This is a genomic window from Streptomyces violens, from assembly GCF_000717745.1.
GTDB classification, from domain to species: Bacteria; Actinomycetota; Actinomycetes; order Streptomycetales; family Streptomycetaceae; genus Streptomyces; species Streptomyces violens.
The window spans coordinates 184,526-204,911 of the sequence record NZ_JOBH01000014.1 but is presented as its reverse complement, the minus strand read 5'-3'; the positions used below and the strand labels follow the sequence as shown (position 1 = coordinate 204,911).

Genomic DNA, 20,386 nt, shown 5'->3' with positions numbered 1-20,386 from the left:
GCGGCGGCGGTTTAGCCGCACTAGTGGCTGTGGCCGTGGCCGTGACCGGCCTCGGCCTCTTCCTCCGCCGGCTTCTCGACGACCAGGGTCTCGGTCGTGAGGAGCAGGGAGGCGATGGAGGCGGCGTTCTCCAGGGCGGAGCGGGTGACCTTGACCGGGTCGATGACGCCGGCCTTCACCAGGTCGCCGTACTCGCCGGTCGCGGCGTTGAAGCCCTGGCCCTTGTCGAGCTCGGCGACCTTGGAGGTGATGACGTAGCCCTCGAGACCGGCGTTCTCGGCGATCCAGCGCAGCGGCTCGACGGCGGCGCGGCGGACGACGGCGACACCGGTGGCCTCGTCGCCCTCCTTGCCGAGGTTGCCCTCGAGCACCTTGACGGCGTGGACCAGAGCGGAGCCACCACCGGAGACGATGCCCTCCTCGACCGCGGCGCGGGTCGCGGAGATGGCGTCCTCCAGACGGTGCTTCTTCTCCTTGAGCTCGACCTCGGTGGCCGCACCCACGCGGATGACGCAGACGCCACCGGCGAGCTTGGCGAGGCGCTCCTGGAGCTTCTCGCGGTCCCAGTCCGAGTCGGTGGACTCGATCTCGGCCTTGATCTGGTTGACGCGGCCCTGCACGTCCTCGGAGTTGCCGCCACCGTCGACGATGGTGGTGTCGTCCTTGGTGACGGTCACGCGGCGGGCGGTGCCCAGCACGTCCAGACCGGCCTGGTCGAGCTTGAGGCCGACCTCCTCGGCGATGACGGTCGCACCGGTGAGGGTGGCCATGTCGCCGAGCATCGCCTTGCGGCGGTCACCGAAGCCGGGGGCCTTCACGGCGACGGCGTTGAAGGTGCCGCGGATCTTGTTCACGACCAGGGTCGACAGGGCCTCGCCCTCGACGTCCTCGGCGATGATCAGCAGCGGCTTGGAGCCACCGGCCTGGATGACCTTCTCCAGCAGCGGGAGCAGGTCCTGGATCGAGCCGATCTTGCCCTGGTGGATCAGGATGTACGGGTCCTCGAGGACGGCCTCCATCCGCTCCTGGTCGGTGACCATGTACGGGGAGAGGTAGCCCTTGTCGAAGGCCATGCCCTCGGTGAAGTCGAGCTCCAGGCCGAAGGTGTTGGACTCCTCGACGGTGATGACACCGTCCTTGCCGACCTTGTCCATCGCCTCGGCGATGAGCTCGCCGACCTGCTTGTCCTGGGCGGACAGGCCGGCCACGGCGGCGATGTCCTCCTTGGAGTCGATCGGGCTGGCGATCGCGAGGAGGTCGTCGGACACGGCCTTGACGGCGGCGTCGATGCCCTTCTTCAGGGCGGCCGGGGAGGCACCGGCGGCGACGTTGCGCAGGCCCTCGCGGACCAGCGCCTGGGCCAGGACGGTGGCGGTGGTGGTGCCGTCACCAGCGATGTCGTTGGTCTTGGTCGCCACCTCCTTCACCAGCTGGGCGCCGAGGTTCTCGTACGGGTCGTCGACCTCGACCTCGCGGGCGATGGTGACACCGTCGTTGGTGATGGTCGGGGCGCCGAACTTCTTGTCGATGACGACGTTGCGGCCCTTGGGGCCGATCGTCACCTTGACCGTGTCGGCAAGCTTGTTGACGCCGCGCTCGAGGGCGCGACGGGCGTCCTCGTCGAACTTCAGAATCTTCGCCATGAGTTACGTGTCCTTAGTCGTACTCTCAACGAAATGCGCCCCTGCCCCGGGTGGTGAGACGCGGGAACCAGGGGCGCAGATCAGAACAGCTGGGGTGAAGCGGCCTGGGAAAACCCAGGTCCCGGCTTACTTCTCGACGATCGCGAGAACGTCGCGGGCCGAGAGGACGAGGTACTCCTCGCCGTTGTACTTCACCTCGGTGCCGCCGTACTTGCTGTAGAGCACGACGTCGCCGACGGAAACGTCGAGCGGAAGACGGTTACCGTCCTCGAAGCGGCCCGGGCCCACGGCCAGGACGACGCCCTCCTGGGGCTTCTCCTTGGCGGTGTCCGGAATGACCAGGCCCGAAGCCGTGGTCTGCTCGGCGTCGAGCGGCTGGACCACAATGCGGTCCTCGAGCGGCTTGATGGCAACCTTGGAGCTGGCGGTCGTCACGATCCGACCTCCCCCTTCGGAGATCTCACGGGGTTAACTGTCTGAGGTGGCGACCAGGTGGATCCGTCGTCGCGGGTGCCGGACCTGCCCGTCGCTGTGTTTGGCACTCTCCAGTGGTGAGTGCCAGCGCCGAGACTATGACGCGGTTAGCACTCGGTCAAGCGGAGTGCCAACGTGGCTTCGAAAGAGATCCGCGACCTGTCCGGTCGGCAGTTCCGTGACCTGCCCCAGAATGGGCCGGGTGAACCCTCTCGACTCCTTCTCCGCGCTGCTCACCGCCGAGGGCCGGGCGCTGCTGGCCGGCCTCCGCGACCACGACCCCGCCCAGGAACTCGCCACCGCCACCCGGCTGCGCCGCGAGCACCCGGCCGAGCTGGTCTCCGCGGCCCTCGGGCAGGCCCGGCTGCGGCAGCGGGCGGTCGCGAAGTTCGGTGCCGAGGACGCGTACCGGATGTTCTTCACCCCGAACGGCGTCGAGCAGTCCACCCGCCGCTCCGTCGCCGTCCACCGCGCCGCGCGGCTGGCCGCGCTCGGCGTACGGTCCGTCGCCGACCTGTGCTGCGGCATCGGCGGCGACGCGATCGCGTACGCCCGGGCGGGCATCCGCGTCCTGGCGGTGGACCGCGACCCGCTGACGGCGGAGGTGGCCCGCGCGAATGCCGAGGCGCTGGGGCTCGCGGACCTCATCGAGGTGCGCTGCGAGGACGTCACGGAGACCGACACGACCTCGTACGACGCGGTCTTCGTGGATCCGGCGCGCAGAGGGGGCCGCGGCAGGATCTTCGACCCCGAGGCGTACTCCCCGCCCCTCTCCTGGGCGGTCGAGGCGGCCCGCAAGGCCCCGCACGCCGCGCTGAAGATCGCCCCCGGCATCCCGCACGAGGCGATCCCCGAGGACACCGCCGCGGAGTGGATCTCGGACGGCGGCGACGTGAAGGAGGCCGTGCTCTGGTTCGGCACGGAGCCCGGCGCGATGCGGGCGACCCTGCTGCCTTCGGGTGCCGCGCTCAGCACCACGGAACCGCTCCCCGACCCGCCCGTGCGCCCGGTGGGCCGCTACCTCTACGAGCCGGACGGCGCCGTCATCCGCGCGCACCTGGTCGCGGAGGTCGCGGCCGAGCTGGCCGGCGGACTGATCGACGAGACCATCGCGTACATCACCGCCGACGAGCTGCGCCCCACCCCGTACGCCGCCGCCTACGAGATCACCGACGAGCTGCCCTTCAACCTGAAGAAGCTCAAGGCACTCCTTCGTGAACGCGAGATCGGCGTGTTGACGGTCAAGAAGCGCGGCTCCGCCGTCGAACCGGAGGAGATCCGCCGCAAGGTGAAACTCCGCGGCCCGAACTCCGCCACGGTCCTCCTCACCCGCGTCGCGGGCGCCCCGACGATGCTCGTCGGGCGGCCCGCGAAGCCCGTCGACGGCTGATCACGAGTACAGGCTGGTCACGAGTACAGGTTGTCCTTGCTGACCTCGTGCACGTGATCGTGGCCGTGACCGTGGCGGGCGTGGCTGTGCGGTACGCCGTGCCGGTGCTCGTGGCCCGGGGCCGGGACGTGCGGCTCGGTGACCGGGAGGGAGGAGTCGGCGGACAGCTCCCAGGCGGAGTGCGGGCGGTTCCGGGCGACCATCTCGGCGCCGAGGGCCGCGACCATCGCGCCGTTGTCCGTGCACAGCTTCGGGCGCGGCACGCGGAGCGTGATGCCCGCGTCCTCGCACCGCCGCTCGGCCATCGCGCGCAGCCGGGAGTTGGCCGCGACGCCGCCGCCGATCATCAGGTGGTCCACGCCGTGGTCCTTGCAGGCCCGCACGGCCTTCCGGGTGAGGACGTCCACGACGGCCTCCTGGAAGGACGCGGAGACGTCCGCCACCGGCACCTCCTCGCCCGCTGCCCGCTTGGCCTCGATCCAGCGGGCCACGGCGGTCTTCAGACCGGAGAAGGAGAAGTCGTACTTCGGGTCACGGGAGCCGGTCAGGCCGCGCGGGAACGCGATCGCCTCCGGGTCGCCCTCGCGGGCCATCCGGTCGATGACCGGGCCGCCGGGGAAGCCGAGGTTCAGCACCCGGGCGACCTTGTCGAACGCCTCGCCCGCCGCGTCGTCGATCGTCGAGCCCAGCGGCCGCACGTCGGAGGTGATGTCCGGCGCGAGCAGCAGCGAGGAGTGGCCGCCGGAGACCAGCAGGGCCATCGTCGGCTCGGGCAGCGCGCCGTGTTCGAGCTGGTCGACGCAGATGTGCGAGGCGAGGTGGTTGACGCCGTACAGCGGCTTGCCGAGGGCGTACGCGTACGCCTTGGCCGCCGAGGTACCGACGAGGAGGGCGCCGGCGAGGCCGGGACCGGCCGTGACCGCGATGCCGTCCAGGTCGGAGGCGGCGACGCCGGCCTCCTTCAGGGCGCGCTGGATCGTGGGGACCATGGCCTCCAAGTGCGCGCGGGAGGCGACCTCGGGGACGACGCCGCCGAAGCGGGCGTGTTCGTCGACGCTGGAGGCGATGGCGTCGGCCAGGAGGGTGTGGCCGCGGACGATGCCGACACCGGTTTCGTCGCAGGAGGTCTCGATGCCGAGGACGAGCGGTTCGTCAGCCATTGATCGGTGTTCCTTGTACGAGGGATTCGGTGGTGTAGCGCATGACCAGGGCGTCGACGTTGCCCGGCTGGTAGTAGCCGCGGCGGAAGCCGATGGGCTCGAAGCCGAAGCGTTCGTACAGCCGCTGGGCCCGGTGGTTGTCGACGCGTACTTCGAGGAGCACTTCGTGGCACTCGAAGGTGTGGGCGGCGGTGAGCAGGTCGGTCAGCAGCCGGCCGCCGAGCCCGGAGCCCCACTGGTCGCGCGCGGTGGCGATGGTCTGGACGTCGCCGGTGCCGTCCACGGCGGCGAGGCCGCCGTAGCCGACGAGCCGGCCGTCCTGCTCGGCGACGGTGTAGTGCCGGTTGGCGCCGGGCCCGCGCGCGTGTGCCAGCTCGGACCAGAACATGCCCCGGGACCAGGCGTCCTCGGGGAACAGTTCCTCTTCCAGCGCCAGCACCGGCTCGATGTCCCACCAGCGCATCTCGCGCAGCGTGGCGGCCGGCGCGCCCGGGGGCGTGGTCCCGGGCCGGCCGGCGGGCTGGTCGGCGTGGGCGGTCACTTGGGGGTGACCACCTTGTAGTTGGCGGGCACCTGGGCGTCGGGGCGGCGCAGGTACAGCGGCCGCGGCGGCAGCAGCGTCTCGCCGCGGGCCAGCTTCTCGGCGGCGAGCGTGCCGAGGGCGGCCGCCGACTGGTACTCGGGCCCGTCCGTCCGTACGCCGTCGAACGTGTCGGCGTACAGGATCGCGCCCGCGCCCACGGCCGGTACCCCGGCGACCTGCTCGGCGATGTCGGCCGGGCGGTCGACGGCGGGCTCGGTCTCCCGCGTACGGAAGTCCCCGTACCGGGCCCAGTAGACCTCCTTGCGGCGCGCGTCCGTGGCGACCACGAACGGCTCCTCGATCCCGGAGGCGTACGCGAGGCCGTCCAGCGTGCACAGGCCGTGCACCGGCACGTCCAGGGCGGCGCCGAAGGTGGCGGCGGTGACCAGGCCGACGCGCAGGCCCGTGTACGGGCCGGGGCCGACGCCGACGACGATGTCCGTGACCGCGTCGAGCTTCACGCCGGCCTCGCCGAGCACGCGGTCGACGGCGGGCAGCAGCAGTTCGCCGTGGCGGCGCGCGTCCACCTCGCGCGCTTCGGCGAGCACACGGGGAGCGGCCGGGCCGCCCTCCGGGGCGGGGTCGCAACTGAGCAGGGCGGCGGAAACGGCGGGGGTCGCGGTGTCAAGGGCAAGCAGCAGCACGCCCTCAAGACTACGGCGCGGCGGACACCGCCCTGCCGGGTACCGCGCTCGCCGGTACGCTGCGTGCGGGGACTTCGGACTTCTGACGCGTACGGACCGTACGGAAAGGTGGCACGGCGGTGGCCGCTAGGAGCAGCTCGATCGTGACGGCTCTCACTGTGGCCGCGCTGGCCGGGGTCGGCTTCCTGGCCTTCCAGGCGTCGGCGGACGCCACCGGCACGCTGGAGCCGGTCCGCTCGGCCAAGGGCGGCGCGGTGGCCTCGCCCGCGCCGTCGGGGCACCCGGCGCCCAAGGACTCGGCGAAGGACAAGCAGCGGCGGGAGACCGCGGTACCGGCGCACTCCGGCACGGGCCAGCGGGTGGTGTACGCGCTGGACGCCCGGCGGGTGTGGCTGGTCGGCCCGAAGGAGCAGGTCCTGCGGACGTACGAGGTCGTGCCGAGCGCGGTCAGCCCGGCGCCGGGGGCTTACACGGTGACCACGCGCTCCGCGAGCGTGACCGGTTCCGACGGAATTCCGATCGAGAACGTCGTGCGGTTCGCGACGGTCGACAACGTCGTGGTCGGCTTCAGTGCGGCGGTCGACGGCTCGATGCCGCAGCCGGGCACGCAGCAGAAGCAGAAGACGGGCGGCATCCGCGAGAAGCGGGCCGACGGCGCGGCGATGTGGAAGTTCGCGACGATCGGCAAGAAGGTCGTCGTCGTTCCGTAGCCCGCACACAGCTGCCCGCACCCGTACGGCGCAGCGCACGGACGCGGGCTTACGAATCACTCGTACGGGCTACGCGCCGTCGCGGCGGCAGGTGGACAGCTCATGGGGCGCGCGTGGTCGCTGCCCTCTGTGTACTGCCTTACGCGGCGTCGCGGCCGCTGCTCGGCAGGTGAGCGCCCTCGGTCCCGGGCTCGGTCCCGGGCTCGGGGCGGGCCTCCGTGGCGGTCGGTACCTCGGTGGCCGGGGCTTCCGGGGGCGTGGAGACCGCGTTGGCGGCCGCACAGGACGCCAGGAGCTCGTTCATCGTCGGCCGGGGGCCGTCCTCGCGCCGGAACGGAGACGGTTCGCTGTCGTCGCGGCGGGCCGCCGCGGCGAGGGACTGGTGGGCCGACATGGATGCCTCCCGGGAATCCTGGGGCGAGCGGGCATGGTTAGGTAGACCTAACCGGCTCTCTACCTCCATGTGACCACGCCCGGCACCGCCGACGCAACATCTTCCCGACGGCTTGTCGGAAACTACGGACACCCCGGACCGGGCAGGCCTCGCCCGGTCGGCCCCGGCGTCTCTCCCGTCAGATCTCCTGCAGCAGGCTCAGGTCGCAGCCCGCCCAGCGCTCGCCCACGCCGGTGACGGTGACCTCGCGGACGTCGTCCTCGGCGTCGCTCACGGCCGCCTCCGCGCCCACGGCGCGCGCGATGACCACGTGCAGCCGGTCCTCGGACAGCTCCTCGACCTTGCCCTCGCCCCACTCCACGACCACCACCGACTCCGGCAGCGAGACGTCGAGGTCCAGGTCCTCCATCTCGTCCAGGCCGCCGCCGAGCCGGTACGCGTCGACGTGCACCAGCGGCGGGCCGGCGTGCAGGGAGGGGTGCACCCGGGCAATGACGAAGGTCGGCGAGGTGACGGCGCCGCGTACGCCCAGGCCCTCGCCCAGGCCCCGGGTCAGCGTCGTCTTCCCGGCGCCGAGCTCGCCGCTCAGCAGCACCAGGTCACCCGGGCGCAGCAGGCCGGCGAGCCGGCGGCCCAGCTCCTGCATCCGGTCCGGAGTCTTGACGGTTACCTGCGTGATGGCGTCGGTGGTGCTCATGCCGCCGATGGTACGAGCCCCCACCCCCACCGCGCGCCACCGTGGCCCGGCCCCTCTTTCGGGTGCACCACCCCGCGGCCACGTGCGCGCTGCCCCACCCCTGGGTAACCCCCGAGGTGGGGGGATGCGGGGCTGCACCAGTAAGCGCAGCGCCCGCCGTGTCGGCTTCCTCCTCAGGCCCGGGCCGGCCGCCGGCTCCGGGCCTCGGCGACCGCGCGTTCCACCAGGGACGTCAGGCGGTCGTTGACCAGTTCCGGGTGTTCCAGCATGACCAGGTGGCCGGCGTCCGGGACACAGACCAGTTCCGCGGCCGGCAGGAGTTCGCCGATCGTGTGGCTGTGCTCCGCGGGCGTGATCAGGTCGCGGTCGCCGGCCAGGACGAGGGCCGGTACGCCGTCGTACGCCGCCAGCGCGCCCGTCTTGTCGTGCACCGCGAACGCCGGGAAGAACTCCGCGACGACGTCGATAGGTGTCGCTTCGATGAGGCGTTCGGCGAAGCGGGCGACGCCGGGGTCCACGTCCTTCGGCGCGCCGAAGGAGTACCGCTTCACCAGGCCCGCGAAGAGGTCGGCGGTGGCCCGGCGGCCCTTCTCGACCAGCTCGCTCTGCGCGCCCAGCGCCTTCAGCACGCCGGGCGCGAAGCGGTGGAACGCCTTCACGCCCAGCGACGGCAGCCCGAAGGCGACCTCGCTCAGCCGGCCGGCCGACGTGCCGATCAGCCCCACGCCCACCACGCGCTCGGCGACGTACTCCGGGAACTGGTCCGCGAGCGCCATCACCGTCATGCCGCCCATGGAGTGCCCGACCAGCACGATCGGCCCCTCGGGGACCGCGGCGTCCAGTACCGCCTTCAGGTCCCGGCCCAGCATGTCGATGGTGACCGGATCGGTGCCCTCGATCTGTGCGTGGCCGCGGGCCGAGCGGCCGTGGCTGCGCTGGTCCCAGTGGACCGTACGGACTCTGCCGCGCAGCGCGGCCCGCTGGAAGTGCCAGGCGTCCTGGGTGAGGCAGTACCCGTGGCAGAAGACGACGGTGGGGGCCGCGGAGCGTCGCCCCAGGGCCCCCAGCAGGCGCTTGCGGCGGGCCCCCTGGCCCTCTCCGTCCGGCCGGTCGTCGACTTCGTCGACCTCGTAGTACAGCGCGGTGCCGTCGTCCCCGTACGCCGTCCCCGGTGTGCCGCGCAGCGACCCGTAGGGGCCCGCCGAGTCCAGCGCCATCCGCGCCTTGCGGCGCACGCCCCGGCCGACCGTCAGCCGCTCCAGCGCCACCCCGGCGGCCGCGCCCGCGGCGACCACGCCGATCGCGGCGCCCGCGAAGCCCGCGTGCCGGCCCGCCCGGGCCCAGCTGCTCACGGTCTCCGCCGCTCCGGCCGCGGCCCCCGCCACGTCCGGTACCCCCTGTGTGCCCTCACTCATGTCCCGTCCCCCGTTCTGTCGTGCTCAGGGACATTTCCGTGCTCGTCGACATAGACGCGCGGCACCCGGCTTCCGATCCGCGTGACGATCTCGTACGCGATGGTTCCCGTGGCCTGCGCCCAGTCCTCGGCCGTCGGCTCGCCCCGGTCGCCCGGCCCGAAGAGCACCGCCTCGTCCCCCACCGTGGCTGATTCCCCGCCCAGGTCGACCACGAACTGGTCCATCGCGACCCGGCCGGCGATCGTCCGCCACTTGCCGGCGACCAGCACCGGGCCGACGCCGGAGGCGTGCCGCGGGACGCCGTCGGCGTAGCCCAGCGGGATCAGCGCGAGGGTGGTGTCGCCGGGCGTCGTGTAGTGGTGCCCGTACGAGACGCCGTGGCCGCCCGGTACGTGCTTGACCGACGCGAGCGAGGCGGAGAGCGTCATGACGGGCCGCAGCCCGAAGTCGGCGGGCGTGCCGACCTCGGGGCTCGGCGAGATGCCGTAGATGCCGATACCGGCGCGTACCAGGTCGAAGTGCGCGTCGGGGAGGGTGAGCAGGCCCGGGGTGTTGCAGATGTGCCGGACCTCGGGCGTGAGGCCCGCCGCCTCCGCCGTCGCGAGCGCGTCGCGGAAGACGGCGAGCTGGGCGGCGATCGAGGGGTGGCCGGGCTCGTCGGCGCACGCGAAGTGCGACCAGACGCCGGTGACCTTGATCAGGCCGTCCCGCTCGGCGTCCCGGGCGGCCGCGGTGAGCTCGGCCCATTCGGCCGGCTGGCAGCCGTTGCGCCCCAGGCCCGTGTCGATCTTGAGCTGGACCCGGGCGGTGCGGCCGGTGGAGTGCGCGGCGTGGGAGACCTCGTGCAGCGCCCACAGGCCGCTCACGGACACGTCGATGTCCAGCATGACGGCCTTCCGCCAGGGGCCGCCCGGCGTCCACAGCCACGCCATGAGGCGGCCGGTGTCGCCCGCCTCGCGCAGCTGGAACGCCTCCTCGGGGAGCGCGGTGCCCAGCCACTCGGCGCCCGCCTCGCGGGCCGCCGCGGCGCACTGCAGCGCGCCGTGGCCGTAGCCGTCCGACTTCACCACGGCCATCAGCTGCGCACCTGAAGCACGCGCCTTGAGGGCGCGCACATTCGACCTCAGGGCGGTGAGGTCGATGGCGGCCCGGGCGCGCGTTGCTCTCTCAGTCATCGCCTTCAGTGTCTCAGGCCCCGCTCCGGCGCAGCTGTCGACCGCCTCGTGGGGGCGTCACGTGCCCGGTTTTTTGCCCCATACGAAGACGCTGTCGCCGTTCCTGAGCATGTTCCACAGCTTCTCCGCATGCCGCTTCCGCAGGTTCACGCAGCCGTACGAGCCGGGCGGGCTGTAGATGTTGGCGGTGATGCCGTGGAATGCCTGCCCGCCGTCGAAGAACTGACTGAACGGCATGGGCGAGTGGTAGATCGTGGAGAAGTGGTCGCGGTGCTTCCAGTAGACGCGGTGGGTGCCGGTGCGGGTCGGGTAGCCCTTGCGGCCGGTGCGGACGGGGGCCGGGCCGAAGATGACCTCGTCGTGGTTCTGTACCCACATGATCTGGCGGGCCAGATCGACGCAGGCCACGCGCGGCGCCCAGTGCTCGCCCTTCTTGCGCATCCGCGGCACGGGGCAGCGCTTCTCGGCGTTCGGGTTCGCCTTCGCCTCGGCGAGCCGGACGACGCCCCCGGTCACCGGGCCGGTGAAGCCGTTGGCCGGGATGATGCCGTGCTTCTCCTGGAAGGCGCGGATGACCTTGCAGTCCTCCGGCGACTGCTTGCCGTCCACCTTGAGCTTCAGGTAGCGCTCCACCTGCCGCTGGTAGGGGCCGGTGGAGGTGGAGCAGGCCTGCGGCGCCATGGGGGCGGACGCGGGGGCCACCGCGCCGCCCGGGGCGCCCTGGAGCACCTCGGCGGGCGGTACGTACTCCACCAGGGCGTCGCCCTCGGGGTCCGGCGCGCGGCCGGGCGGTGGTTCCTCCTCGGCGCGCGCCGTCATGTCCGGCGCCTGCGCCTGGTCGGGCGTGTCCTTCGGCGGCCCGCCGTCGGGCGTGTCGGCGATGCCCGGTACGAGGTCGGACTCGGCGATCGGTCCGGGGCGTTGCGGGCTCGGCGGCGCCGGGCCGTCGACGGCGGTCCCGGGAACGGCGGCGAGCGTCAGCAGCGTGGCGGTGCCGGTGGCCGCGGCCAGCAGGCCCACGAGGTTGCGGTTCATACGTTCATCTGTCCCGCGCGGGCGGCGGCGGGCCACCGGGGCACGGCCAGGTTCGCCCTGGTGGGTCGGATTCTTCGGCCGGGCGGCCGGTGCCCCTGGCGCGCGGCGCCGCGCGCCACCCGGACGAGGCGTTGCCGCGCCCCGGCGGGTGAGACTGGGGGCATGAGGACTGCTTACAGCGTGGAGAAGGTGCGGGCGGCGGAGCGGGACCTGATGGCGCGGCTGCCGGCCGGGGCCCTGATGCAGCGGGCCGCCGCGGGCCTGGCGGTGGCCTGTGCGGACCTCCTGGGGCGGGTGTACGGGTCCCGGGTGGTGCTGCTGGTGGGCAGCGGGGACAACGGCGGTGACGCCCTGTACGCGGGCGCCCGGCTGGCCCGCCGGGGCGCCGGGGTACGCGCGGTGCTGCTGGCCCCGGAGCGGGCGCACCAGGGCGGTCTGGCAGCCCTCCGGGCGGCGGGCGGCCGGGTGTCGGCCGACCCACGGGCCGACATCGCCCGCGCCGACCTCGTTGTGGACGGCATCGTGGGCATCGGCGGCAAGGGCGGGCTGCGCCCGGAGGCGGCGGAGCTGGCCGAGGCGGCGCGCGGCAGGACCGTGCTCGCGGTGGACCTGCCGAGCGGCGTGAACGCGGACACCGGAGAGGTGGCCGGTACGGCCGTACGGGCGGACGCGACGGTGACGTTCGGCGCGTACAAGCCGGGGCTGCTGATCGACCCGGCGCGCGAGTACGTGGGCGCGCTGCGGCTGGTGGACATCGGCCTGGAGCTGCCGGACCCGGACGTGGAGGCGCTGCAGCACGCGGACGTGGCGGATCTGCTGCCCCTCCCCTCGGCGGACAGCGACAAGTACCGGCGCGGCGTGGTCGGCGTGGTCGCGGGCTCGGCGCGCTATCCGGGCGCCGCGGTACTGGCGGTGTCGGGCGCGCTGCGCGGCGGCGCGGGCGCGGTCCGGTACGTGGGCCCCGGCGGCGACGCGGTGATCGCCGCGCACCCGGAGACGCTGGTGCACGCGGGCCCGCCCTCGAAGGCGGGGCGGGTGCAGGCCTGGGTGATCGGCCCCGGCCTGGGCGACAACGAGGAGGCCATGGCCGACGTACTGGCGTCCGACGTGCCCGTACTCGTGGACGCGGACGGGCTGCGCTACCTGGACCCGGCGCGGCTGCGCGCCCGTACGGCGCCGACGCTGCTCACCCCGCACGCCGGCGAGGCCGCGGCCCTGCTGGGGGCGGCGCGCGAGGAGGTGGAGTCGGCCCGGCTGCACGCGGTACGGGAGCTGGCCTCCCGATACGGCGCGACGGTGCTGCTCAAGGGCTCCTCGACGCTGATCGCCGCCCCCGAGGGCGCCACCGTCCGCGTCAACCCCACCGGCACCGGCTGGCTGGCCACGGCCGGCAGCGGCGACGTGCTCTCGGGCCTGGCCGGTTCCCTGCTGGCCACCGGGCTGGCGCCGCTGGACGCGGCGTCGGCGGGCGCGTATCTGCATGGCCTGGCGGCCCGGCAGGCGGCGTCCACGGGCACGCCACTGACCGCCTGCGACGTCGCCGCAGCCCTGCCGGGAACGTGGCTGTCCGTGGCCGCCTAGACGCCCTTCGGGCGTGTCCTCAAACGCCGGACAGGCTTGATTTTCGCGGTCACCCCTCAGCGATCACCACCGCCGAAGCCACCCCCGCGTCATGGCTGAGCGAGACGTGCCAGGACTGGACGCCCCGTTCCTGCGCGGCCGCGGCCACCGTGCCCCACACCCGGAGGCGGGGCTGTCCGCTCTCCTCGACGTACACCTCGGCGTCCGTCCAGTGCAGGCCGCGCGGCGCGCCCAGCGCCTTGGCCAGCGCCTCCTTCGCGGCGAACCGGGCCGCGAGGGAGGCGACGCCGCGCGGCTCGCCGCCGGGCAGATAGCGCTCGCTGTCGACGAAGAGCCGGTCCAGCATCTGGGGCGTACGCTCCAGCGCCGCGGCGAACCGGTCGATCTCGGCGACGTCGATCCCCACCCCGATGATCATTCGACGGTCACCGACTTGGCGAGGTTGCGCGGCTGGTCGACCTCGTTGCCGCGCGCCGTGGCCAGCTCGCAGGCGAAGACCTGGAGGGGGACGGTGGCCACCAACGGCTGCAGGAGCGTCGGCGTCACGGGGATACGGACGAGGTGGTCGGCGTACGGCACGACCGTCTCGTCGCCCTCCTCGGCGATGACGATGGTGCGGGCGCCGCGGGCCCGGATCTCCTGGATGTTGGAGACGATCTTGTCGTGCAGGACGGAGCGCCCGCGCGGCGACGGCACGATCACCACCACCGGCAGATCCTCCTCGATCAGCGCGATCGGCCCGTGCTTCAGCTCACCGGCCGCGAATCCCTCGGCGTGCATGTACGCCAGCTCCTTGAGCTTCAGCGCGCCCTCCAGGGCCACCGGATGGCCCACGTGGCGGCCGAGGAAGAGCACGGTGTTCTTGTCCGCGAGGCCGCGGGCCAGCTCCCGTACCGGCTCCATCGTGCCCAGCACTTCCTCCACCTGGGTGCCGATCTCGGCCAGCTCCTTCACCACGGCCTGGATCTCGTCGCCCCACTTCGTGCCGCGCACCTGCCCCAGGTACAGCGCGACCAGGTAACAGGCGACGAGCTGGGTGAGGAACGCCTTCGTGGAGGCGACGGCGACCTCGGGCCCGGCATGCGTGTAGAGCACCGCGTCGGACTCGCGCGGGATGGTCGAGCCGTTGGTGTTGCAGATGGCGAGGACCTTCGCGCCCTGCTCGCGGGCGTGCCGCAGCGCCATCAGGGTGTCCATGGTCTCGCCGGACTGGGAGATGGCGATGACGAGCGTGCGGTGGTCCAGGATCGGGTCGCGGTAGCGGAACTCGCTCGCCAGCTCGACCTCGCACGGGATGCGCGTCCAGTGCTCGATGGCGTACTTGGCGATCAGCCCGGCGTGGAAGGCCGTGCCGCACGCCACGATGACGACCTTCTGCGCCTCCCGCAGCACCGCGTCCGGGATGCGCACCTCGTCGAGCGAGAGCCGCCCGTCCGCGCCGATGCGCCCCAGGAGGGTGTCCGCGACCGCCTTCGGCTGCTCGGCGATCTCCTTGAGCATGAAGTAGTCGTAGCCGCCCTTCTCGGCGGCCGAGGCGTCCCAGTCCACGTGGTACGGGCGCACCTCGGCCGGGCGGCCCTCGAAGTCGGTGACCTGGACGCCGTTCCGGCGCACCTCGACGACCTGGTCCTGGCCCAGCTCGACGGCCTCGCGGGTGTGCGCGATGAAGGCGGCCACGTCGGAGGCGAGGAACGCCTCGTCGTCGCCGAGGCCGACGACCAGCGGGGAGTTCCGGCGCGCGCCGACCACCACGTCCGGCGCGTCGGCGTGCACGGCCACGAGGGTGAAGGCGCCCTCCAGCCGGCGGCAGACCTGCCGCATCGATTCGGCAAGGTCCCCGCAGGAGGAGAAGGACTCCGCCAGGAGGTGCGCGACCACCTCGGTGTCCGTCTCGGAGGCCAGCTCGTGGCCCCGGTCGGTCAGTTCGGCGCGCAGCGCGGCGAAGTTCTCGATGATGCCGTTGTGCACGACCGAGACCCGCCCGGAGTTGTCCAGGTGCGGATGGGCGTTGACGTCGGTGGGGCCGCCGTGCGTGGCCCACCGGGTGTGCCCGATCCCCGTGCTGCCGGCCGGCAGCGGGCGCGCCGCCAGCTCCTTGTCCAGATTGGCGAGCTTGCCGGCCTTCTTCGCCGCCGCCAGGCCGCCGTCGGCCAGCACCGCGACACCCGCCGAGTCGTAGCCGCGGTACTCCAGCCGCTTCAGTCCGGCCAGTACGACGTCAAGGGCCGACTGCCCGCCCACGTATCCCACAATTCCGCACATGAAGGCAGCCTACGGCGCGCGGAGATCATTACCTGGGTACCGTACGGGTCAATGCCCGCTCTCGATCCGGTCGATGGCCTCCTGGACCAGTTCGAGGAATTCCACCTCCTCACAGCGCGGTTTGCTGCCCATCTCGTACAGGACCAGGCAATCCGTCAGCTCCTCCCCCAGGTCCTCGTCGGGGAGTTCGGCGGCCAGTTCGCTGTGGACCAGGCCGGCGTGGCCGCCGGATTCCGGGGCCGCCGCCGTCTCCGCACCGGCTCTCAGCCGGCGCTGCCGTACGTAATCGAGCAGGCGTGTCACCGTGCCCACCCCCCATTTCTCGCGACGCAGAAATTGACGCGTTCCCCCACCGCCGGACGTTACCGAGGAATACGTGATTGGTATAGACATGGGTATTCCGTCCCCCAGGAGGACGGTCGCGCAGCCGTTCGGGTTGCTCCGCAACGCCACCCCGGGATGAGCGGTGGCGGGCGGCTGCGGACAATGGGCGGCGTGCCCATGACGACAGAGCAGCCGCAGCAACGACGCCGCGCCGACGCCACGCCGTACGTCGACATGACCCGCGCGGAGTGGAGCGCCCTGCGCGAGAAGACCCCGCTCCCGCTGAGCGCCGAAGAGGTCGAGCGGCTGCGCGGCCTGGGCGACGTCATCGACCTGGACGAGGTACGCGACGTCTACCTGCCGCTCTCCCGGCTGCTGAACCTCTACTTCGGCGCCACCAGCAATCTGCGCGGCGCGCTGAACACCTTCCTGGGCGACCAGAAGGGGCACGGCGCCCAGGAGGGCACGCCGTTCGTGATCGGCGTGGCGGGCAGCGTCGCGGTCGGCAAGTCCACCACGGCCCGCCTTCTCCAGGCGCTGCTGGCCCGCTGGCCCGACCACCCCCGCGTCGAGCTGGTGACCACCGACGGCTTCCTGCTGCCCAACGCCGAACTGCACCGGCGCGGCCTGATGTCCAGGAAGGGCTTCCCCGAGTCCTACGACCGGCGCGCCCTGACCCGCTTCGTGGCGGACGTGAAGTCCGGCAAGGCCGAGGTCACCGCACCGGTCTACTCCCACCTGATCTACGACATCGTCCCCGGCGAGCGGCTGACCGTGCACCGCCCCGACATCCTCATCGTCGAGGGCCTGAACGTGCTGCAGCCCGCGCTGCCCGGCAAGGACGGCCGCACCCGCCTCGGCCTCGCCGACTTCTTCGACTTCTCGGTGTACGTGGACGCCCGCACCGAGGACATCGAGCAGTGGTACCTCGGCCGGTTCCGCAAGCTGCGCGAGACCGCGTTCCAGAACCCGTTCTCGTACTTCCGCAAGTACGCCCAGGTCTCCGAGGAAGAGGCGCTGGAGTACGCCCGGATGAACTGGCGCACCATCAACAAGCCCAATCTGCAGCAGAATGTGGCCCCCACGCGCGGGCGCGCGAACCTCGTGCTCCGCAAGGGACCCGACCACAAGGTGCAGCGCCTGTCGCTGCGCAAACTCTGAACGAGAACTTCGAGGACTCTGCTGTGCTGCATCTGCGACTCATCGTCCCGGCGGACCGTACGGACGAGGTGGTGGCGCTGCTGGAGAAGACGGTCGGCACCGCCCATCTGGTGGTACTGGCCGGCGCGGCCCGCAGCCCCGCCGGGGACGTGATCACCTGCGATGTGGCGCGCGAGGCCGGCGACGGGCTGCTGCGCGAACTGCGCGAGCGCGGCATCGACGACTGCGGGTCGATCGCCGTCGAGCACATCGACCTCTCGCTGTCCCAGCGCGCGGTCCAGGCCGAGGAGGACGCGCCGGGCGAGGGCGCGGACGCGGTCCTGTGGGAACAGCTGAGCGACGCCACGCACGAGGAGTCGACGCTCACCGTCACCTACATCGCGTTCCTGACGCTGGCGACGATGATCGCGGCGTGCGGTGTCGTACTGGACAACGCGATCCTCATCGTGGGCGCGATGGCGGTCGGCCCGGAGTTCGGGCCGCTGGCCGGGATCTGCACGGCGGTGGTCCAGCGCGCGCCGCGCCTCGCGTGGCGGTCACTGGTGGCGCTGGTCGCCGGGTTCGCGGTGGCGATGATCCTGACCGTGGGCTTCAGCTACCTGATGGACGCGATGGACCTCTTCACCTACGACAAGTTCGAGGCGGACCGGCCCAACACGTCCTTCATCTGGCAGCCGGACCTGATGTCCTTCGTGGTGGCGCTCCTCGCCGGCATCGCGGGCACCCTGTCCCTGACCTCGGCCAAGTCCGGCGCCCTGGTCGGCGTCGCGATCTCCGTGACGACCGTCCCGGCCGCCTCGAACGCCGCCGTCGCCTTCCTGTACGGCGACTACGCCCAGACCTGGGGCTCCAGCGGCCAGCTCCTGCTGAACCTGGCGGGCATCGTCGTCGCGGGCACGCTGACGCTGGCGACCCAGAAGTACTTGTGGGGGCGCCAGCGCCAGGCAAAATCCAGCCCGTCCGGCGTTTGAGGACGCTCGCCGCAGGCGCCACGGCGCGGCACGCGCGGAGTTCACGGACGTCCGTCCACGCGTGCGCGCCGGAAAACCGGCTGCTCGTCAGCCCAAGGCCGACTTCACGACATCGGCCAGCCGGCCGGCCACGGCCTTCGCCTGCTCCAGGTCGGCGGCCTCCACCATGACGCGGACCAGCGGCTCCGTACCGGAGGACCGCAGCAGTACCCGGCCGGTCGCGCCCAGTTCGCGCTCCGCGTCGGTCACCGCGGCCGACAGCTCGGCGGAGGTGGTCACGCGGGACTTGTCCACGTCGGGGACGTTGATCAGGACCTGCGGCAGCCGCTCCATGACGCCCGCCAGCTCGGCCAGCGACCGGCCCGTCGCCGCGACCCGCGCCGCCAGCATCAGGCCGGTCAGCGTGCCGTCGCCGGTCGTGGCGTGGTCCAGCACGATGACGTGCCCGGACTGCTCGCCGCCCAGCGCGAAGCCCTGGGCCTTCATCTCCTCCAGGACGTACCGGTCGCCGACCGCGGTGCGCACGAGCTCGATGCCCTCGCGCTCCAGCGCCAGCTTGAAGCCCAGGTTGGACATGACCGTGGCGACGACGGTGTTCTGCCGCAGGGTGCCCGCGTCGCGCATGCCCAGCGCGAGGACGGCGAGGATCTGGTCGCCGTCGACCTCGTTGCCCGCCGCGTCCACGGCCAGGCAGCGGTCCGCGTCGCCGTCGTGTGCGACGCCCAGGTCCGCGCCGTGCTCGACGACCGCGGCGCGCAGCTTCTCCAGGTGCGTGGAGCCGCAGCCGTCGTTGATGTTCAGGCCGTCGGGGTCGGTACCGATCGTGACGACCTCGGCGCCGGCCCGCGCGAACGCCTCCGGGGAGACCCGCGCGGCCGCGCCGTGTGCCCCGTCGATGACGACCTTCAGCCCGTCCAGGCGGTTCGGCAGCACGCCGACCAGGTGCGCGACGTAGTTGTCGAAGCCCTCGGCGTAGTCCCTGACCCGGCCCACGCCCGCGCCGGTCGGCCGGTCCCACGGCCGGCCGGAGGCGTGCCCGCGGTACATGCTCTCGATCCGGTCCTCCAGCTCGTCGGCGAGCTTGTGCCCGCCGCGCGCGAAGAACTTGATGCCGTTGTCGGGCATCGGGTTGTGGCTCGCGGAGAGCATCACGCCCAGGTCCGCGCCGAGCGCGCCGGTGAGGTACGCCACCGCCGGGGTCGGCAGCACGCCCACCCGCAGCACGTCCACACCCGCGCTGGCCAGCCCCGCCACCACGGCGGACTCCAGGAACTCCCCCGAGGCCCGCGGATCGCGCCCGACCACGGCCACCGGCCGGTGGTCTTCAAATGTGCCGGCTTCTGCCAGCACATGCGCCGCAGCGACCGACAGCCCGAGCGCGAGCTCTGCCGTCAGATCCGCATTGGCGACGCCGCGCACCCCGTCCGTGCCGAAGAGTCGTCCCACTGGTGTCCTCCGAGTTCATGAGCTTGGACCAGACTGTTATGACCGTTATGTACAGGTATACGCCTATCTGGTCCCGGATAGCCGAACGCCCCGGCGGCACGGAAAGTGCCCCCGGGGCGTTCGCCAAGCTGCGCGCGAAGCGCGAAAGCTGCACACGAGGCAGCGAGCGTGATTAGCGCTTGCTGTACTGCGGCGCCTTGCGGGCCTTCTTCAGACCGGACTTCTTGCGCTCGACCGCACGGTCGTCGCGCTTCAGGAAGCCGGCCTTCTTCAGCGGGCCACGGTTGTTCTCGACGTCCGCCTCGTTCAGCGCACGGGCCACGCCCAGGCGCAGCGCGCCGGCCTGGCCGGAGATGCCGCCACCGGAGATGCGGGCGACAACGTCGTAGCGGTTGTCGAGCTCGAGCACCTTGAAGGGCTCGTTGACTTCCTGCTGGTGCACCTTGTTCGGGAAGTAACCCTCGAGGGTGCGGCCGTTGATCTTCCACTGGCCGGTGCCCGGGATGATCCGGACGCGGGCGATGGCGTTCTTGCGGCGGCCCAGGCCGGCGGCCGGCTGCGGGTCACCGAAGCGGGAGGCGAGGGACTCGGAGGTGTACTCACCCTCCAGCGGCGCCTCGGTCTCGGTGGTGTACTCCTCGACCTCGAGCGGGGTCTCGGCGGTGGTCTCAGCCACGATGCTCCTCAGATTCTCTTCGTCTTAGGGGGTGTGGCCGGACTTACTGCGCGACCTGGGTGATCTCGAACGGGACCGGCTGCTGAGCAGCGTGCGGGTGCTCGGCGCCCGCGTAGACCTTCAGCTTCGAGAGCATCTGGCGGCCCAGGGTGTTCTTCGGGAGCATGCCCTTGATGGCCTTCTCGACAGCCTTCTCGGGGTTCTTGTCGAGCAGCTCGTCGTAGCGGACGGAGCGCAGACCACCCGGGAAGCCGGAGTGGCGGTACGCCATCTTCTGCGACCGCTTGTTGCCGGACAGGTGCACCTTGTCGGCGTTGATGATGATGACGAAGTCACCGGTGTCGACGTGAGGGGCGTAAACCGGCTTGTGCTTGCCCCGGAGGAGGGAAGCTGCCTGAGTCGCCAGACGGCCCAGGACAACGTCCTGCGCGTCAATGATGTGCCACTGGCGCTGGACATCGCCGGGCTTGGGGCTGAACGTACGCACGTTTTAGCCTTCGCTTCTAAGTGATGGGACCTGTACAGGGTCACCTCGGCCGATAAACCGACACGGGCGGCTCCGGGTGACGCAACCCATTGCCTGCCGTCGGTCATCGGCCCGGTGGACCGGCGTAAGGGCCCCTCACGTGAGATAGAGCAAGCCAA

At 72.1% G+C, this 20,386-nt stretch carries 21 protein-coding genes; 5 read left to right on the top strand and 16 right to left on the bottom strand.

Translation table 11 applies throughout. The features are described from left to right. Positions 1-20: 20 nt before the first annotated feature. Positions 21-1,643, bottom strand: a complete 1,623-nt coding sequence (groL, locus tag IF04_RS0126395; RefSeq protein ID WP_030262952.1) for a chaperonin GroEL — start codon at positions 1,641-1,643, stop codon at positions 21-23. 126 nt (positions 1,644-1,769) lie between these two features. Beyond that, a complete protein-coding gene (groES, locus tag IF04_RS0126390) occupies positions 1,770-2,078 on the bottom strand; it encodes a co-chaperone GroES (protein WP_019329594.1) in 309 nt (102 codons plus the stop codon). 232 nt (positions 2,079-2,310) lie between these two features. Here groES and IF04_RS0126385 point away from each other — a divergent pair, with 232 nt between their 5' ends. Then, positions 2,311-3,507 (top strand): THUMP-like domain-containing protein, encoded by a 1,197-nt coding sequence (locus IF04_RS0126385; RefSeq protein WP_030262946.1) that lies wholly within the window; start codon positions 2,311-2,313, stop codon positions 3,505-3,507. Between the two features lie 17 nt (positions 3,508-3,524). On the opposite strand, the gene tsaD is transcribed toward IF04_RS0126385, so the two are convergent. The 3 genes from tsaD to tsaB form a co-directional block, all read right to left on the bottom strand. Next, positions 3,525-4,667, bottom strand: coding sequence for a tRNA (adenosine(37)-N6)-threonylcarbamoyltransferase complex transferase subunit TsaD (gene tsaD, locus IF04_RS0126380; protein WP_030262943.1), 1,143 nt, complete (start codon positions 4,665-4,667; stop codon positions 3,525-3,527). Beyond that, complete coding sequence (gene rimI / locus IF04_RS0126375; protein WP_037960759.1) at positions 4,660-5,130, bottom strand: ribosomal protein S18-alanine N-acetyltransferase; 471 nt, start codon at positions 5,128-5,130, stop codon at positions 4,660-4,662. Before rimI ends, tsaD begins: the two co-directional genes overlap by 8 nt. Before the next feature lie 74 nt (positions 5,131-5,204). Then, a complete protein-coding gene (tsaB, locus tag IF04_RS0126370; protein WP_030262935.1) occupies positions 5,205-5,894 on the bottom strand; it encodes a tRNA (adenosine(37)-N6)-threonylcarbamoyltransferase complex dimerization subunit type 1 TsaB in 690 nt (229 codons plus the stop codon). A gap of 119 nt (positions 5,895-6,013) precedes the next feature. On the opposite strand from tsaB, the gene IF04_RS0126365 reads away from it, so the two are divergent. Beyond that, positions 6,014-6,604 (top strand): hypothetical protein, encoded by a 591-nt coding sequence (locus IF04_RS0126365; RefSeq protein WP_030262930.1) that lies wholly within the window; start codon positions 6,014-6,016, stop codon positions 6,602-6,604. Between the two features lie 139 nt (positions 6,605-6,743). Here IF04_RS0126365 and IF04_RS36055 read toward each other — a convergent pair whose 3' ends face one another. The 5 genes from IF04_RS36055 to IF04_RS0126340 form a co-directional block, all read right to left on the bottom strand. Beyond that, on the bottom strand, positions 6,744-6,998 hold the full coding sequence (locus IF04_RS36055) for a hypothetical protein (protein WP_037960729.1): 255 nt from the start codon (positions 6,996-6,998) through the stop codon (positions 6,744-6,746). A 178-nt stretch (positions 6,999-7,176) separates the two neighbouring features. Then, entirely contained in the window at positions 7,177-7,695 is a 519-nt protein-coding gene (gene tsaE / locus IF04_RS0126355) for a tRNA (adenosine(37)-N6)-threonylcarbamoyltransferase complex ATPase subunit type 1 TsaE (RefSeq protein WP_030262925.1), read from the bottom strand. A 173-nt stretch (positions 7,696-7,868) separates the two neighbouring features. Continuing rightward, positions 7,869-9,110: an alpha/beta fold hydrolase gene (locus IF04_RS0126350; protein ID WP_030262920.1), complete on the bottom strand. Its 1,242-nt coding sequence runs from the start codon at positions 9,108-9,110 to the stop codon at positions 7,869-7,871. Then, the gene (gene alr / locus IF04_RS0126345; RefSeq protein ID WP_030262917.1) at positions 9,107-10,285 is read right to left on the bottom strand and encodes an alanine racemase; all 1,179 of its coding nucleotides are present in this window, start codon (positions 10,283-10,285) and stop codon (positions 9,107-9,109) included. Before alr ends, IF04_RS0126350 begins: the two co-directional genes overlap by 4 nt. Positions 10,286-10,342: 57 nt before the next feature. Beyond that, a complete protein-coding gene (locus tag IF04_RS0126340) occupies positions 10,343-11,320 on the bottom strand; it encodes a L,D-transpeptidase family protein (protein WP_030262914.1) in 978 nt (325 codons plus the stop codon). 162 nt (positions 11,321-11,482) lie between these two features. Here IF04_RS0126340 and IF04_RS0126335 point away from each other — a divergent pair, with 162 nt between their 5' ends. Continuing rightward, positions 11,483-12,901 (top strand): bifunctional ADP-dependent NAD(P)H-hydrate dehydratase/NAD(P)H-hydrate epimerase, encoded by a 1,419-nt coding sequence (locus tag IF04_RS0126335; RefSeq protein ID WP_030262912.1) that lies wholly within the window; start codon positions 11,483-11,485, stop codon positions 12,899-12,901. A gap of 49 nt (positions 12,902-12,950) precedes the next feature. Here IF04_RS0126335 and IF04_RS0126330 read toward each other — a convergent pair whose 3' ends face one another. Genes IF04_RS0126330 through IF04_RS0126320 form a run of 3 tightly spaced genes read right to left on the bottom strand, consistent with a single transcriptional unit; the run spans position 12,951 to position 15,466 of the window. Continuing rightward, positions 12,951-13,319: a holo-ACP synthase gene (locus tag IF04_RS0126330; RefSeq protein WP_030262910.1), complete on the bottom strand. Its 369-nt coding sequence runs from the start codon at positions 13,317-13,319 to the stop codon at positions 12,951-12,953. Next, entirely contained in the window at positions 13,316-15,163 is a 1,848-nt protein-coding gene (glmS, locus tag IF04_RS0126325; RefSeq protein WP_030262906.1) for a glutamine--fructose-6-phosphate transaminase (isomerizing), read from the bottom strand. Before glmS ends, IF04_RS0126330 begins: the two co-directional genes overlap by 4 nt. 48 nt (positions 15,164-15,211) lie before the next feature. Beyond that, entirely contained in the window at positions 15,212-15,466 is a 255-nt protein-coding gene (locus IF04_RS0126320; RefSeq protein WP_051831586.1) for a hypothetical protein, read from the bottom strand. A gap of 192 nt (positions 15,467-15,658) precedes the next feature. Between IF04_RS0126320 and coaA the strand changes: the two genes are divergently transcribed. Together coaA and IF04_RS0126310 are read left to right on the top strand one after the other, a co-directional pair. Continuing rightward, positions 15,659-16,648 carry a type I pantothenate kinase gene (gene coaA / locus IF04_RS0126315; protein WP_030262900.1) on the top strand — a complete coding sequence of 330 codons (990 nt, stop codon included), beginning with the start codon at positions 15,659-15,661 and terminating at the stop codon, positions 16,646-16,648. A gap of 23 nt (positions 16,649-16,671) precedes the next feature. Next, a complete protein-coding gene (locus IF04_RS0126310; RefSeq protein ID WP_030262896.1) occupies positions 16,672-17,619 on the top strand; it encodes a DUF389 domain-containing protein in 948 nt (315 codons plus the stop codon). Positions 17,620-17,706: 87 nt separating this feature from the next. Here IF04_RS0126310 and glmM read toward each other — a convergent pair whose 3' ends face one another. The 3 genes from glmM to rplM all read right to left on the bottom strand — a co-directional run bounded on the left by glmM (position 17,707) and on the right by rplM (position 20,228). After that, positions 17,707-19,065, bottom strand: a complete 1,359-nt coding sequence (gene glmM, locus IF04_RS0126305) for a phosphoglucosamine mutase (protein ID WP_030262893.1) — start codon at positions 19,063-19,065, stop codon at positions 17,707-17,709. A 172-nt stretch (positions 19,066-19,237) separates the two neighbouring features. Next, complete coding sequence (gene rpsI, locus IF04_RS0126300) at positions 19,238-19,741, bottom strand: 30S ribosomal protein S9 (RefSeq protein ID WP_030262889.1); 504 nt, start codon at positions 19,739-19,741, stop codon at positions 19,238-19,240. A 43-nt stretch (positions 19,742-19,784) separates the two neighbouring features. Beyond that, positions 19,785-20,228 carry a 50S ribosomal protein L13 gene (gene rplM, locus IF04_RS0126295; protein ID WP_030262884.1) on the bottom strand — a complete coding sequence of 148 codons (444 nt, stop codon included), beginning with the start codon at positions 20,226-20,228 and terminating at the stop codon, positions 19,785-19,787. Between the last annotated feature and the right edge of the window lie 158 nt (positions 20,229-20,386).